10 protein-coding genes are annotated in these 16,954 nt (G+C 28.6%); all 10 read left to right on the top strand.

What is annotated here, in order from left to right; translation table 4 throughout:
* Window positions 1-165 precede the first annotated feature (165 nt).
* A complete protein-coding gene (locus V2E24_RS02715; RefSeq protein ID WP_330500888.1) occupies window positions 166-528 on the top strand; it encodes a hypothetical protein in 363 nt (120 codons plus the stop codon).
* A gap of 58 nt (window positions 529-586) precedes the next feature.
* Window positions 587-1,627, top strand: a complete 1,041-nt coding sequence (locus V2E24_RS02710) for an ABC transporter permease (RefSeq protein WP_330500887.1) — start codon at window positions 587-589, stop codon at window positions 1,625-1,627.
* On the top strand, window positions 1,627-2,583 hold the full coding sequence (locus tag V2E24_RS02705) for an ABC transporter permease (protein WP_330500886.1): 957 nt from the start codon (window positions 1,627-1,629) through the stop codon (window positions 2,581-2,583). Before V2E24_RS02710 ends, V2E24_RS02705 begins: the two co-directional genes overlap by 1 nt.
* Before the next feature lie 12 nt (window positions 2,584-2,595).
* Window positions 2,596-4,026, top strand: coding sequence for an ABC transporter ATP-binding protein (locus V2E24_RS02700; RefSeq protein WP_330500885.1), 1,431 nt, complete (start codon window positions 2,596-2,598; stop codon window positions 4,024-4,026).
* A gap of 4 nt (window positions 4,027-4,030) precedes the next feature.
* Entirely contained in the window at window positions 4,031-5,332 is a 1,302-nt protein-coding gene (locus tag V2E24_RS02695) for an ABC transporter ATP-binding protein (protein WP_330500884.1), read from the top strand.
* Window positions 5,333-5,343: 11 nt separating this feature from the next.
* Window positions 5,344-10,917 (top strand): PDxFFG protein, encoded by a 5,574-nt coding sequence (locus V2E24_RS02690; protein ID WP_330500883.1) that lies wholly within the window; start codon window positions 5,344-5,346, stop codon window positions 10,915-10,917.
* A 15-nt stretch (window positions 10,918-10,932) separates the two neighbouring features.
* Window positions 10,933-11,292: a hypothetical protein gene (locus V2E24_RS02685; RefSeq protein ID WP_330500882.1), complete on the top strand. Its 360-nt coding sequence runs from the start codon at window positions 10,933-10,935 to the stop codon at window positions 11,290-11,292.
* Window positions 11,293-11,303: 11 nt separating this feature from the next.
* Window positions 11,304-13,316: a hypothetical protein gene (locus V2E24_RS02680; RefSeq protein WP_330500881.1), complete on the top strand. Its 2,013-nt coding sequence runs from the start codon at window positions 11,304-11,306 to the stop codon at window positions 13,314-13,316.
* Window positions 13,317-13,333: 17 nt separating this feature from the next.
* Window positions 13,334-16,030, top strand: a complete 2,697-nt coding sequence (locus V2E24_RS02675; RefSeq protein ID WP_330500880.1) for an ABC transporter substrate-binding protein — start codon at window positions 13,334-13,336, stop codon at window positions 16,028-16,030.
* 122 nt (window positions 16,031-16,152) lie between these two features.
* Window positions 16,153-16,875: a hypothetical protein gene (locus tag V2E24_RS02670; protein ID WP_330500879.1), complete on the top strand. Its 723-nt coding sequence runs from the start codon at window positions 16,153-16,155 to the stop codon at window positions 16,873-16,875.
* Window positions 16,876-16,954: the final 79 nt, after the last annotated feature.

Here is a 16,954-nt window from a genome sequence, read left to right as displayed (position 1 = left end):
TTTTTATCAAAAACCTTAAAATTTAATTAATCAAAATGTCTTACAAAAGGAAACCACCTTAGGTGGAACTTTGTTTTTTTAACTTTCCGTAGAAATATCTCCATTTTTTTCTTTGGATAAAAATTTTTTTCAATTATAATCATTAACGTAACGAAAGGACCAATAGTGAAAAATTTTAGAATAATGAATGCTATAACATTATTTACTGCAATGGGTACAACTGTTGCTTTTTCACTTGCGATCGCTTACTTATTGGATTCATCTAAAAAGGAAATTTTTAAGGCAGCTTTAATTATTGTTGCTATTTTTTCTATTTTCATGATTGCTTCATGGACATTTATTGCTATTGAAACAAATATGTCAATGAAGTATGGATTCCGCAAGCTTCCAATTTTTTACTTATTGTGTCTAATACTGAGTTTTATCTCAATTGGTTTTTATTTGCAATTTTTCTTAAGCTGAAAACTCTCTAAGGAAATTAATAAAATAAAAACCGAAGATAATCAAATTACGATTTATAGTAATTAACCTCAAAAACAGACACAATAGCGTGTCTGTTTTTTTAACAAAAAATGAAAGGATTAAAATGAAACAGAATAAAAAATCTTATATTACTCCTAATTATGTTTCTTTTGATAACACTTTATCAAAAAAGAAAAATTGAGTTCAGAGACTTTTTAATATTCAAAGCCCATTAGCTAGAAGTGGTTTTAGATTTTTAAAAATTGTTTTGGAGTTTGTGGTAATTAGTTGAATAGTCGTTACTATTACATTCTTTTTAATTAACTCAATCCCAGGAAACACAGGAGTTGAAGATGGTATTAGCGAAGGTGCTAAAGCCACTATTAGAGCACAATTAGGTTTAGATCAACCTTTAGGAGTAAGATATATAAATTATATTTCTGGATTACTTAGAGGAGATTTAGGAATAAGTTTAAGCGTGTTCAAATTTGAACCAATCAATTCATTTATTTGAGATAGACTTTTTAAAAGTTTATATGTTGGATTATGAAGTGTTTGTTTAACAGTTGCCATTGGTGTACCTGTTGGTGTTATTGTTGGAAAAAATCCTGACGGAATTTTAGATAACGCAACAACTATTTTAATTTCAATATTCTCAAGTATACCAAGTTTAATTTTTGCCGTATTACTCTTAATTATAGGTAGAGAATTAAATATGCCATACATATTCGACTTTAGAGATTTTGCAACATATATGTTGCCGGGAATCGCATTAAGTTTAGGAAGTATTATCGTTTATATTAAATACATTAAAACAGAATTAAATAGAGAACTTAACTCAATGCACTCAAAATTCTGTTATTTAAAAGGTTTAACAAGAAGCAGATTTGTGTGAACACACGCGCTTAAACCTTCATTATTCCCGATTGCGACATTTTTCCCTGGTGTAGTTTTAGGGAGTTTCGTAGGATCAATTTTCATCGAAAGAATTTTCTTAATTACAGGTAGCGGAAACATTTTATATAACGCAATTACATCAAAAGATTACAACATAATCTTATTCCAAGTTATATTCTTCTCATTATTAACAATTCTTTCATATACATTACGTGACGTTCTTTATGAAATAATCGATCCAAGAATAAGAAGAAAAGGAGGAAGATAATGGCTAGTTTTAGAGAAAATCAAAAATTAGGAGCGCCTAGTCCATTTGCAAAACCATTTGAGTATCAACAATGAAAAATTATGGGTGAAATTTTTGATTATCGTGAAAGTGCATATTTAAAAACACCTTTAAGCCCAACAAGACAATTTATTAATCGTTACTCAAGAAGTTGAAGTGGGGTTTTTGGTTTTGTTATTTTAGTTATGTTACTTTTAATGGCCTTTATTTTCCCTTTGATTTGAACTGATACATCTAGTTCAAACGCAGTTTCGCAAAATAGTTTACCACCTTTTACAGATGGTCATATTTTAGGAACTACCGATAAAGGTTATGATTTGTGAACATTATTGTGACACGGACTTAGATATTCAATCACACTTGCTTTAATTGTTACACTTGTGGAAGTGTGCATTGGATTGTTTATGGGTATTATGATGGGTCATTTTAATTGATTCGATAGAATGTTTACATTTTTAATCAAAATAATTTCAGTTATTCCAACAATTATTATTTTAATTTTAATTACAATAGTGATTAAACCAAGTTTCTGAGTTATGGTTTTTGCCTTAAGTTTCACAAGTTGAACAGGAATGGCAAACCAAATTAGAGCGCAGGTAAAAAGGGCAAAAAACTTCGAATGAATCGCTGCTTCAAAAGTTTTAGCAACACCTACTTATAAAATTCTCCTAAGCTATATTCCTGTTATTATTCCAATTTTAGTAACACAGTTAGTGTTCTCAATTCCAGGGGTTATCTTAAGCGAGACATCATTAGCTTTCATTGGTTTAGCTATTCCAGATGCTGTAACCTTAGGAGCATTAATTAACGACGGAATTGGAAAATTCCTACAAACACCTAGATATGTATTATTCCCAGCTTCAATATTAATTGTGATAACAACAAGTGTTCAATTAATCGGAAACGGAATCCAACTAAGTTTATTTAAACAAAGATAGAACGGAAAAAATATGAACCAAAATCAAGAAAATTTAAATTTAGATTTAAATAACAGTGATTCTTATTATTTAGAGTCCAAACTATTTAAAAATGAGTACAGACCAATAAGAAAAAACACCAACCAAATGTTAAATGCTTATCCAGATAAAAAAGTTCTTGTTAAGTTAAGAAATGTGGATATTGAATATGGTAGTGGTGTTAATAAATTTAGAGCAATTAATGATTTAAGTTTAAATATTTACAAAGGTGAAGTTTTAGGTTTAGTTGGAGAAAGTGGTAGTGGTAAAAGTACGACCGGTAGAGCGATTGTTGGTCTAACACCATATTCACACGGAACAATACAATTAGGTGAAAAATTAGTTCCTCGTAAATTTAAAAGAGGATTTAAATTTGGTAAAAAATTAAAAGAGTATAAATCAACACTTGAGTATATGGCTAATAAAGTTCAAATGATCTTCCAAGATCCAGCCAACTCATTAAACCCAAATAAAAATATTGAAAAGGTTGTTAGTGAAGGTTTAGTTAACTTAAAAAACGCTAAAGAAATTTACTTATACAACGAAGATCAAAGGGTTTTTGCAAAATTATATAATGAATTAAATAATTTAAACCCTCAAGAATACAATAAAGAGTTTTTTGAACAAGTAAATTTAAAATTAAATATCAATTCAAAAGTAGCTTATGATCTTTTATATGTTAATTTATACAACGAATTAAAAGACAAATACGCTGATACTCAAATGTTAAAAGCGTTCGAAGAAGAAAAACAAAACAGAGATGTTATTTCTGAATATTCCGAAGCAAAATGTAGAGATATTTTAGTTGTTCAAACACTAAAAAGTGTCGGTTTAGATGAATCTGTTTTAAAAAGATTCCCACTAGAATTTAGTGGTGGTCAGCAACAACGTATTGGGATTAGTAGATCAGTTATTTTACGTCCTGAGTTATTAGTTGCTGACGAACCTATTTCTGCGCTAGACGTTTCAATCCAAGCGCAAGTAGTTAATATTTTCAATGATTTTAAAGATAAATACGGTTTAACAATTTTATTTATTGCCCATGATTTAAGAATGGTTGAATATATTTCTGATAGAATCGCTGTAATTTATAAAGGTGTTTTATTAGAAATAGGGGAAACAGCTCAAATTATGAAGAATCCAATTCACCCATATACAAAAAGTTTATTGGATGCAGTACCTTCAATCGAAAGCAAAAAAGGTAGCTTAATTGGGTTTAAATATGATGCTAAAATGCACTCATACACTCAAGAGAGACAACCTTATTGACATAATATTGGCCAAAACCACTTTGTTTTAGCAGCAGACGATGAAATACAAAAATGATTGAAAGGTGATTATTCTTCATATATTGATGAACAAGAAGCAAAAGTTGATCCACAACAACTTAAAAAAGTTTTAGAGTTAGAAGGTGTAAAGGAGTAAAAATATGGACAAACACAGAGGTTATTCGCGTTTATACGAAAAAGTAGTTAAGCACGAAAATCAACACACATATGAAATGGTTAAAGATAAATTTAACCAACAACCTAAAAAAAGCTTAAAAACACAATTTTCTAACCTAAAAAACAATTTTGCTAATAAATTTAAATCAAGAAAAAAATTAATTTTTAATTTTGAAGAATTTGCCAAAGACGCTAAATACGAAATGGTTTTTGGTAAAAAAACAAGAATTGCTGCAGAAATTGAAAATATTCATTTATCTTTTACAAACCCAGCTAACCCAAAAGAAAAAAATGTGGTTTTAAGAGGTACATCATTAAAAATATATGAAGGTTATGTACACGCGATTATCGGTGAAAGTGGTAGTGGTAAAAGTGTTATCACTAGCTTGCTTTATGGTTTAACAGGAAAAAACGCCATAATTGACTATGGTACAGTTAAATTATTTAATAAAGAAGTGCAAAATTTTACTTTTAGCGATTGAGAAAATAACAAATTAAGAGGAACAATAGTTTCTGCTGTTTTCCAAAACCCTATGTCCATATTAGATCCAACAATGAAAGTTGGAAAACAAATTACTGAAGGGTTATTAATCAACAAAGTAGCTAAAAATAAAAAAGAAGCTTATGAAATAGCGCTTGAGTATTTAAAACTTACAAAAATCAACAACGCAGAAAAGGTCATGAAATCTTACCCACACGAATTAAGTGGAGGAATGATCCAAAGGATTGCTATAGCTGCTGTGGTTTCATTGAAACCAAAAATTTTAGTTATGGATGAACCAACAACTGCGCTGGATCCTACTGTTCAGGCCTTAGTTTTAGATATAGTTAGAGAATTACAAGAAAAATTAAAAATTTCTATCGTTTTCATTACTCACGATTTAGGAGTTGTTGCAAGTATTAGTGACTTTATTAGTATCATGTACGCAGGACAAATTATTGAAAGCGGAACAAAAGAGGAAATTTTAGAACACCCACAACACCCTTACTCATGAGGTTTAATCATGTCTATGCCAGATTTTAATAATGGCACAAGATTAACAACCATAAGAGGAAGTGTTCCTTCAAGCTTAAATAATATAAAGGGTGATGCTTTTGCTGTTAGAAATGACTACGCAATGGGAATTGACTTAGAACACGAACCACATATTTATCAAATAAGTGATACTCACTTTGTTAAATCATCATTATTAGATGAGAGAGCACAACAATATGAGCCACCAAAATTAATCAAAGAAATTTGAGATAAATATGATAAAAAAATTAAAAAAATTCATAACACATAAGGAGAGTTATCATGAAAAAAATGAAAAATGTTTATAAATATTTAATCGCCGCACTAACAACCGCAACAGTTTTTGGTTGTGCATTAGCTGCAATTAAAATTTATAGAGATAACTCTTCAGAAGTCGTGGGGCCAGTTAATCCCAAAGTAAGAGAATTTAAAAATGTATTTTTACAAGCTAATCAAAAACCTAAAATTTCTTTATACGATAGAACAAAAAGTAGAGAAATTAATGCGAAATTTTTAATTGATTTAGATGAGAAAACCCAAGAATTCACCTCTAAAGTTGAATATAAAAATAAAGTAGTTCCATACAGTGAGTTTTTTGAAGATTTTTATAAAGAAAATGGATTTTTACCGATTTTTGAATTTGACTACGGAAGTTTTAAATTTTATAATGAATATCTAGAGGCAGTTAGTCCAGAAGAATTTTATAAATTTGCTCAATGATTTGTTAAAAACGTTTCATGAGGGCCTGAAATGATTTCGTTGAAATCATTTAGTATTGTTAAAGGTGTTGAAAGAAACGGAAACGCTATAACTTTAGGAGCGCACTCAAACACTAACAAAGAAGAGCAAACAATTAAGTTTTATCCAGATGCTTTCTTTGGTGGACTTCCAATTTACTCTACTCTTAGTGGTCAAGGAAATGCAGCTGAATCACTTTTATATAAAGTAAATTCGAAAACCATGTCTTTAGAAGAGTTAAATTTCTTAGTTAACAATGCTGTTAACACTAATATTGCAGGTAATATTACGAGTGACTTTTCAAATCCTGATTTAAATTTAGTATTTAGAAATTTACTTTTTGGTAAAAAATTAGTTGGACAAAAAGTATACGCATATGTTGATGATATTTTTAATGTTAAAGTTTTAGTTAAAGCAAACTCTCAAGAAGAAGCGATTAAAAAAATTGAACAAAGCACAAAACACATTGATTCAATTTTTATTAATGAAAATTTAGTTAAAGAATATACAATTCAAAAAGCATCAAAAAATACTGAAGCGCAATTAGCTAAAAATTTAGCAAAAGATTTAGATTTACCAAAAAGAGATGAAAACAACCCTTACCATTTAGAAGGTGATTCAATTCTTTATTTAGAATTGGTTGATTCTGAAAATCAAAAACTTGATTTCTTTATAAGTGAATTTGATTATTCACCACAAACTGTATTTTCTTTAAAAGATTTACAAGAGATCCAAGATCAAAATTTTATTCATTTCCTTGATTTTTATAATTTAGAAATATATAAAAATAAAAGTGTTAATTTTTCTACCAATTTACCTTTAAATCAGGAGAATTTGAAAAACCCTGATTTTGATATTCATTTTGGTAACACAAAAATTCAAATCTTAAATAAAGATTCAAATTTTGACGAAAACAATTATAAAGAAGGCGTTTTAATAAAAGACATATCAAAAGAAAACAAAACCTTAAAATTAACTTTAAATGTTGATGATGCCGATGTGGAATTTAGCTTTGAGGCAGATAAAATAACAAAAAGTGAATATAACTTTTTAGATAAGTTATTAACTCAATTAGGTTATGTAAATGATTTTGTTCCTAATGTAGTTACGCTTGATCAAGATACATTAGACAAAAACGGAAATAAAATTCAAACATATTCGCTTTATACAGATGCATATAAAAATTTATTAGAAGATATTAAAGAAAAAATGCCTTATTTATTAAGACACAAACAAGGTAAACACGTTGTTAAAGTTTTAAATGATCAAGGTTTTTATGAATTTAAAATTGAAGATGGCGATTATTTAGGTTTTGATATTAACGATACTTTAGGGTTGTGAGCTGTTTTAAAGTTAAGTGATCCAAACTTTAAAAGTATGTCAAGTGATTTCTTGAAATTCGTTGGAGCTCACGAATATGGACATCATGTAACGCTAACAGGTGCAAGAGCTTTAGGTAATTTAGAATATGACCCAGTATTAGTTAGTTCCCAAAGCCCAAGATTTTCAACAATTATTGATAACTTTTATGATCCTGTGGCTTTAGATAAATATTTAAGTGCTAGAACACACTTAAAAAGACAAAGCAGTGATTTATATAACAAATCAGAAAATAAAGAATATTCAGATAAAAAAGGTAATTTCACAAATTTTGGTTTCTTAACTAAAGACGGAACTTACGCTTATGAAACAGAATCTGATATTTGAGGAACACAAAAAAATAATCCTTCATTAGCAGACGCTTTAAATAATACAAAAAGAAGATTTTTACAAAACTTCGAAGGACTTAAAAAAGCCTTAGAAGAACGTAAGAAAATGTACAATTATGCAGACGAAGTTTCTTTATATGATATTTTCACGTTGAACGCTTTAGATGAAGAATCAGGAACTCTTAATCCAGGAACTAATGGAGTTGCTCAATACTTTGTTAAAGATGAAAACGGAAATTACAAATTTCAAGATGCTTCTATTAAAAATTTAGTAGGTTTAATTAAAGATGGTTCTAATAATCCTTTAGTTTTTGATGAACAAACAAACAAATTTAAATTGTTCGAATGACAAAAGGATGATTTAAATATTCGTATTTTGGTTAAACCTGAGTCAGCAAATAAATCATTATTGGATTTAACTCAAGAAGATTTTAATATACAACTAGCGCAAGAAGAAAAATTTGAATTAGCTTCAATGGATATTAAATATATTCAAGCTATTATTGATCCACAAAATCCATTAGCATTTGTTCCACCAAGATTAATAATTACATATGCACTTAGAAATAGACAAAATAATAATCTTGTCCAAAATTTAGGGACATCATTAACATTGGCAAACCAAAGATTTGTCCAAAGTTACTTAGGTGCTAATGAAGCTACACCACTAACATCAACAAGAAACGTTGGTAACTATGTATCAAAAATTTATGTTAAAGATGACACAAACAAAGATTATGTTAAAGTTCCGCTTAATACATATTTAGAAAAAGAAGATTTAGACTTTCTTATCGCTAAAGAAAATGAATTTAATAACAGTATTGATTCATTGTTAGTTAAAAGATTTTTCTTAGGTGGGTGAGATAATTCAGCAACCAAAATTGATTACGATTGATTATTAAATGTTTATGATCCTAGATTTAGTTTTGCTTTAGGTGATGAAGATTTAGATAGTTACGGTAACAACGTTAGAGCTTTAGAATATTTCAGAGATTTTGTTAATTCTCGTAATTATGATGATATTAAACAATCTGGTGGATTTGAATTTAACAAAAAGTCATATTCAAACACTCCCGAAAGTTTTGCTATTAGTTATTTTGGTTATTGACAAAATATTAATTCTGACATCTCTACATTTGCCGAAGGTGATTTAACTGATGTGCGTAAATACGCGCGTTATGCGGAAAATTCTAGAGATAGTTTGACACCTCTTTTTGCTCTAAACAATTATATTTTCCGAAATCCTTCTGATATTTTTGACCAATATCTTAGATTCTCGTCATTAATGGCAGCAGGAGTTAAACTAAACTCAACTCATGAGTATGTAGTTAACACAAACTCTAACAAAGTTATTTACGATTCAGAAGGTAATGCTACCGATACTAGAAACAACTACAAAGAATCCAATTTAGGAAAATTTGGCGTAGGGCTTAAAAGTGTATTCCAGGGGCTTATTGGCTATGTAGATGATTTTGAAACGTTTGCAGACGGAGAGTTTTTAAAGCCTACTTACTGATATGCAGATTTACAAAATAAACCTATTAAAAAAGAAAACTCATCTACTGCTAGATATAGCGTATTAAAGTTAATTATTAATCCAGATGCAGTTGAAAGTGACTACAAACAAGGTTTCTTTAATGCTTTTGCAAACAAAAATGAAAAGGATTTAAAAGTCTTAAATAACGTCGAAGAGGTATTTGAATTTATTAGTGTAGATTATGCTAAGGCAAATGCTGAATATGTTGATGATAAATTTAAATTAAATTGAGATATTGATTATGTTAAATCAAAATTCAATATTGAAGAATATAACCAAAAAATGAATGAATATTTAAATAATTATCAAGGATTTAAAATCTCAGCAAGCGAATTGCAAGAATTAAAAGATTTATATTCAAAAGACGTTAATGAAAATATGCAATTTTTAGCTAATGACTTAATGAACAGATTTTTAAACAGCCCTTATGCTCCGTTAGTTAAGAGTTACAAATTAAAAGATTTAAGTGATTCGGTTAAATGAATTCTAGATAAAAATTCAAATATTACATTTATTTCACACCCTTCACTTACAATTAACCCTAACGCAAATGAAACAACAAAAGTACAAAATTACTTAAATTACATTAAAGATTTTGCTCAAAAACATAATATTGATTATGAAAAATTAAACATCAATGACCTACAAATTTTAAATGGTCAAACAACATTCTTCTTACCAGATCTTTTTGTAAGTGGGAGTGCTGATTTTAAATTAATTGGTAAATTTAATTCATTAAATACTCCAAGTTCTGACGTTGAAGATGCGTTTGAAACAAAAACAAGCAATAGCACTGCTGATATTTTCAGTGATTATGCTTATAGTTTTGCTGAACAAATTAACCGTGATTACTTACAAGCTACATACACCCCAAGCGCTGATGAGTTTGGTAACAAACCTAAATTCCTTAGTGGAATAAATGAAATAAACACAGGTTTAGAGTATATAGTTGATAGTACATCAACACAAAAATTCAAAGATAATGCTCACAGTTATGAAGCTTTAAGAAGTACATTTGTTAATTTAATAGCTCCTTTATATAAAGAACAATTAAATGTTGAATCTGTAATTTACAAAAAAAATACAACATCAAGTGTTATTGATAAGGGAAGCAATTTTGAAAACTCATCAAATTACAATAACTCATACTTTGGTGTAATAAGAACATTTAACAATGGTTGATATAAAGATAGATGATACAGAAATATCTTAAATTGAGATATGTATGATGAATTTGGTAACGATTATGTTGATGAAACAATTCAACTTTTAGACTTAAAAGGTCAAAAAATTAACTCACGTGCTAAAGCTTACTGAAATTATTACATTCAAAGTTTAGGTGTAGGTGATAGAAATATCTCCGGTTTATGAAGAGATTCAGATAAAGATGCAGTTAGTTTTTATGGTTACTTTGATTTAGAAAAATCTAAAAACTTAAAATATATTGCCTTTGAAAATACTCAAACCAAGGAAGTTAAATACGTTCCTGTAAGTGTAGAAAATACAAATAATTTATTCTACTTTACAAAACAAGATCCAATTAACGCTACAAGCGATCAATATAAACACACACTTAAAGACGAAGAGTACTTAGATAAAGATAAACAACTTAGAAAAGGTTTAGCAAGTTGAGTTAGTGACTATACTTTAGTTTCTCATTATTACAACACAACCTTAAAACCAGGAAGTTCATATAGAATCTTTTTTGCGGATGCAAATAAACAACTAATCGAAGAGGCAAATTTAGGATCACTCAAAACCTTAACAGAAAACCAAAAAACCTACGCCCAAGCACCATTGAGACTTAAAAAAGAAGTACACAACGACCAACAAAGCGTTATTGTTGATGTATTTAATCAATTTAACACATAGAAATAAGAGGTAAATATGAAAAGAAAACATAAAATTATTACTTCGGTGATTTTGGCTACAGCTACAATTAGTGCAACAACTTTAAGTATTTACGCTTTTTCTAGCAAAAATACAACAAATAAAGCTGATAATTTAAATACTTTAAACACACACACATTACAATTAAATTCAAATCCAAGCAAAGGTAGTTTTGAGTGTAATTGTTTATTAAATCCAGGGGCTCATTATAACACCCAACACAGTAGAATACAAGTTCAAATAGTTCAAAAATTATGGTCAAAATATATTAACGGTCAAGATTTAAGTGCAAGCGAAAAAGAAACGCTTGATTCGTTAACAAAAGCAAATTTACAATACTTACTAAAAATTAAATAATAGGGGGATATATGAAAAAAAATAAATTAAAAAATATTTTTCTGATTTCAGGCTCGTTTTTAGTGTTATCTTCTGTAGCGGCATTCTCACTTTCATGTGAAAATATAAAACAAAATCAAAAGAAAGATGCTACACAAGAGCCAGATACAAACGCTGAACAAAATAATGAGTTATCAATGTTTGATCAAGTTAACAATTTAGTTAATTCAAGTCAAGAATTACTAAAGAATTTAAAAGAACCTTTAATTTCTGCAGAATTTGCCAGAACTGCATGAGGAAAACTTAAAAACTCTTTAAAAAATGTATCAAAAGACTCAAGTGACTTACCTGAAGATGTAATTCAAGGGTATAAAAATTTAAATGAAAGCCTTGAAATTTTAAAATTAGAGCAAGATTATCTTCAACAAATAGATCAATACCTTTTAAGTTTAGCTGAATACGAAGAAACATTATCACTTTTAGAAGAAAGTGATCCCAAAAACAAAGAAAAAGTTATTATTCAACAATTAAAAGCATCAATTAACCAATTAAAGAGAAATCTAAACGTAGTTTTTAAAGATAATCAAAAACTAAGAGCCAAAGAAGAAGTAGAAAACTTACTTAAAGCTAAAAAACAAGAAAAAAATAGTGATTTAAATAAAGCTTCTTATTATGTAACACTTCAAAAGTTAAATGCACTAGTTAAAAAAGTTGAAAATGAGTTAAATTACAAATTTTCAAATGTGGTTTTTGAACAATTATTTAATGAGTTGTTAGCTCAACAAAATAACGCTAAAAGCGTTTTAGCATCATTGCAACTAGAAAATGATCAAGTTACAGACGAGTTAGTAGCTAATTTAACTAATGCATACAATAACTTATCAAATACTTTAGCCACAAACCAAGAAAAAAGAATTGAATTAAATCCTGAATTAGCTAACAATGTTGTATTTGACAAAGTTTATTCAAATAAAAACGCTGTGGATGAGTTTTATCCTGTTTTTATGGAAATCATTGATAACTATAAAGAACAACTTTCACTTTTAGTGGGAGATAGTTTATTTAGCGTTAACCAAGCGTTAAATGAATTAACAAATAGAGTTAATCAACTCAAAAGTGAATCAGATAATTTCCAATACACTAACGGAGCTTTAAGAAATAAATTCTTTACTGGATCAGCGTTTAACGAATCACTTTCTGACGCTACTAATTCAGTTACTAGAAATATATTATTACCTTTTTATCAATCGACAGTTTTCAATATAGAAAGAATATCAAACAGAAGATTAGTTGAAAAATTAGTTGATTATTCGAAATTAAAATCTGTAGCACAATTTTTTGAAGTTCGTAAGCAATGAGCCGATAAATTAAGTGAAGAACTTGATAAACTTGAACAAACGCCAGAATTAAACGAAAATATCATCCAACGTATCCAAGTAGTAAGAAATTTAATTTTAAGATTAAACAACAGATTGAATGAATTTTTATTAATATCACCTGACTCAAAAGTCTCTTTAACAACATTAATTAGTAATATGGCTGAAATTTCAGGTTCTGCAAACATTATTTACAGTTCATTACAATCACTAGCTTCAGCAAAATTAAATAATGCTAACTTTTTAAGTTCTCAAAAAGTTAGAGAATTAAGATCTCCATCTATTTTTCTAGGTAATATTAATGACGGGCAAAAAGTCAGCGTTTTAAAAAGAGTTGTTCCTGTGCAACAATTTATTAACGATATTCAAGATTTTGCCAACTCTTTAACTGAAGAAAAATATAGTGCACTTAAAGCAGAAATTTTAAAAACTGCTGAAACATATAATTGAATTTTAGCCGGTTACAAAGAAGGTGCGCTAAAATATCTTGATTCACAAAAGAATCTATTATCTGAAGAAGAATTAGACAAAATTCCAGCTTATACTTTTGCCTCTAGTTCTGAAGAGTTAGATATGTTCTCATTATTTTTAAGAAACAAACTAAAAGAATATAAAAAGCAAAAAGAAGCCTTAGATGCTTCAACAAATTCAAACCAAACTTCAAATTAAGTAAATAAGGAGCAACCATGAAAATAATTAAAAAAGTCTCACTTTTGATTCCATCACTATTTTTAACACCTACATTAATTGCATGTAGTGCGCAACACTCTGAACAAAAAATAAAAAATGATGATAATGGAATCAAATTAAAAGAAACTAATTATGATTTAGGTTTAACAGCCGCTCCTTTAAGTTCGCTTAATTATGTTCTATATAGTTCAACTGATACAGTTGTCCCTAGTTTAGTAGATCCGATTTTAAAACAAGGACCCAATCAAGATTTAAAATCTTTATTTCCAACTAGACCAGTAACTTTTGGTGTATATTCCACAGGTAATAATCAAGGTATTGATGAGTATATCAATAGCGGAAAAATCGAAGGAGAAAATTCTTTAAGTAATTCGTTTTACTCTTTTTCGGATTTTAACTACGCTTCTGGTACTTTAACATCAAACCCAGTTTCTGCACAAAATTTAAGAGGTTTAAGATTAGCAAATGACAGATACGCCACTTGAAGTGCTACCTTAAATGATGGAAGTAGTCGTTGAAGTAATGGAGATTCTATAACTGCTGACGATTATATCGATTATATTCACTACATTGGTGACAACAACTCAGGAAGTCAAAAACAAATATTAATTGATCGTCGTGACATCAAAGGATTTAAAGAGTTTATTACAGCTCAAAATGATTATCTTAAAAAGCATCAAAAAGCATACACAAACCCATGAGGATACCCTAAGTTCAAAAAAGATGAAAATGGCCAATATATCTATGACATAGAGCTTAAAGATCCTAATACTAATGAAGATTTATCAAATGAATTCTTATGAGCTAGCGAAAACGAAAATGATTTAGAAGATGTTAAAAAAATTAGAGAAGCAGCCTTAGGTGTAGGACTTTATTCAGGAAGATTATATTTTAATATTTCTAATAAAGACTTTTATAATATGCTCACTTTAAAAGAAAATGAGAATTTTAGAAGTGATTTAGATGTTGCTAATATCTTTTACAAAGATAATAATGGCGAAATTAAAGAAATGAAAATTAGAAAAAATCCATATGTTGATCCAAAACAAAAATTTGATTTTTCTAAAATCACACCAAAAGGTTTCCAAGAAATTGAAGAGGCTAGAGCTGTAGGTAAGTATGTACTTTTACCTAGAGATGAATACGAAATAAGAATTGAATATGAATCATCCAACCCAAAAAGTCTATCTGAAATAATAAGAGATATGACAGATACTTTATTGCCTGTAAATAGGTCTTTTGTGGAAAATAGTGTCGGTGGATTAAAAACATTCGGAAACAATTCTGATAAATTTTTAACTGCTGGTCCATTTAAAATTACTGATTTAGTTTTAGGTGGGCAAGGTGGTATGACTTTAGAAAAAAATAACGATTATTACAATGTTTCTAAGGTTATTCCTAATACTATCAAAATCTACTTTAATGATGAAGCCAACGCCGAAAGTACAATGTTTAAAGATGGATACATCTCAAAAGCCAGAATACCTTCAACACAACAAAGAAGCTACTGAGCTATACCTGAGTATAAAAAATTAATGAATAAAGGTACAGGTTTTGGTACTTTGGGATTTATGTTTAATCTCGATAAACAAACAAACAAAGATAGCTATATTAATGACAAAGATTTAAGAAACGCTATTTATTATGCTATAAATAGAACAATTATGTTATTTAATTCAGGTTGAAATAACTCTTATCCAGTAATAACATGAACAGCCTTTGGAAACGCTCACAAAAATAACGGTACAGCAATTGAATTTGGGTTCCAAAATCAATTTACAAATGTAAAAGGTGATTCAAAAATAAAAGTACCACTTCAAAATTATGATTATGTAGATCACTTATCAAAACAATATAAATTTGAAGCTACTAACAGAAATGATCAAGCTTATTTACCAGAAGTAGCTAAACATTATTTAGATATTTTTAAACAAAAACACCCAAATCTTAAAAAAGTCGAATTAAAATATGTTTACAACTCTATTGAGGAGCAAAAAAATGTTGGGTTGGCACTTAAAAATGCACTTAATACACTTTTTGATGGATATATTGATTTAGATTTAAAAGCTTTACCTGAAAATACATACAACGCAACAGTGGAAACAGGTGATTTTGATATCGCTTATAGAAACTTTGATACTTTTGGTCAAAATATTGACAGTTATATTAAAGCCTTTTTCGTTGAGGATGGAATTATTCCAAACGAAAGCAAAAATATCGGATTTAAAGATAACCCTTCAGGTGGATTTACTTACGCAAAATATTTTGACAATTTAAACCAAGAACAAGATCTTAAAGAAAATAAATTAGTTTCTTTAGACGAAGAACAAACAAGATTGAGACTTGAGATTGAACCGCAAATATGAAACAAAGTTAAAGAACTTTCTTATAAAAAAGATAATGAAACACAAATTGAATATATTCAAAGATATTCAAGTTTCTTCTCTCAACAATTTACCCCTGAAGAAATTGAGCAAGGCTTTGACGAAAACAAAATTATTGAAATAGTTGCTGCTTTTGAAAAAATAATTAGAGATGCTGCGCCAGTTGTGCCTTTAATGGAAGTTGACACATACTGAGAAATAAGTCGTGTTGGTGGTGTAAGTAGTTTATACAAATATGATTTACAATATGCATACGATATCTATAAACCCCCTAGAAATGACCTTCCACAACAAATATCAAGAAGATAAAAAAAGATGCTCAGCATCTTTTTTGTTTATTTATTAACACTTTAGATATTGGCTAAAAATTTGAATAATCACAAAAATGTGGAAATTTGCCAATTTTTTATTTTTTCTTATAGAATTAAAATATGAAAAAAATATTAAAAAACAAATTTATTATATTAACATCAACACTTGCTGCGGCATCAGTTTTTGCATTTAGCGCCGTTTCATGTGCCCAAAAAGAAGAAAACAACAAACCAAACCCAACGCCAGAAACTCCTGCGCCAAATCCAGGAAGCGAAACTTCAACAACAACACCAACTAATGAAGGTTCAACAACCAACCCAGGAAATGAAACTTCAACACCAACACCAACTAATGAAGGTTCAACAACATCAACCACTACAACTACACCAGAAACAACAACTTCAACTCCACAAGAACAATTATCAGAATTAGATCAAAAAGCGAAAGAATTAAATGGTATAGTAACAATAACAAATAAAGAGTTATTATTAAAAGCTATTAAAGAGAAAAAGAACTTTTGATACGATCGTTTTACAGGTAATATAATTTACTCAGAAGGCGAAACACCAAGTTGAAAAGAAGGAACTGATAAAGATAACGTAATTTTATCAGCTTCCTCAGTTAAAGAATTAGGTAACGGATACCAATTAGCTAATTCTGAGAACCCTACATATATCAAAGAAGGTCAAAAATTTAAAAATATAAGTACAAAATTAAGTTATGAAGTAAAAGGTGATAAACTTATTTTAACTTATAAATTAGCTAAATATATCAAAGGATCTAATCCAGAAATTTCTAATTTATCAGCTTCAACTGAATTAACTGTAGAAGGTTTAAATTAATATAAATTACAAAAGATGCAAAGCATCTTTTTTTATTTCGAAAAATATAAAATATTTTTAAAAACAAAAATCTTTACAC

Source organism: Mycoplasmopsis ciconiae (assembly GCF_036350065.1).
Classification (GTDB): domain Bacteria; phylum Bacillota_I; class Bacilli_A; order Mycoplasmatales; family Metamycoplasmataceae; genus Mycoplasmopsis; species Mycoplasmopsis ciconiae.
The sequence above is the reverse complement of the archived record's forward strand: the minus strand, read 5'-3'. Positions and strand labels throughout refer to the sequence as shown.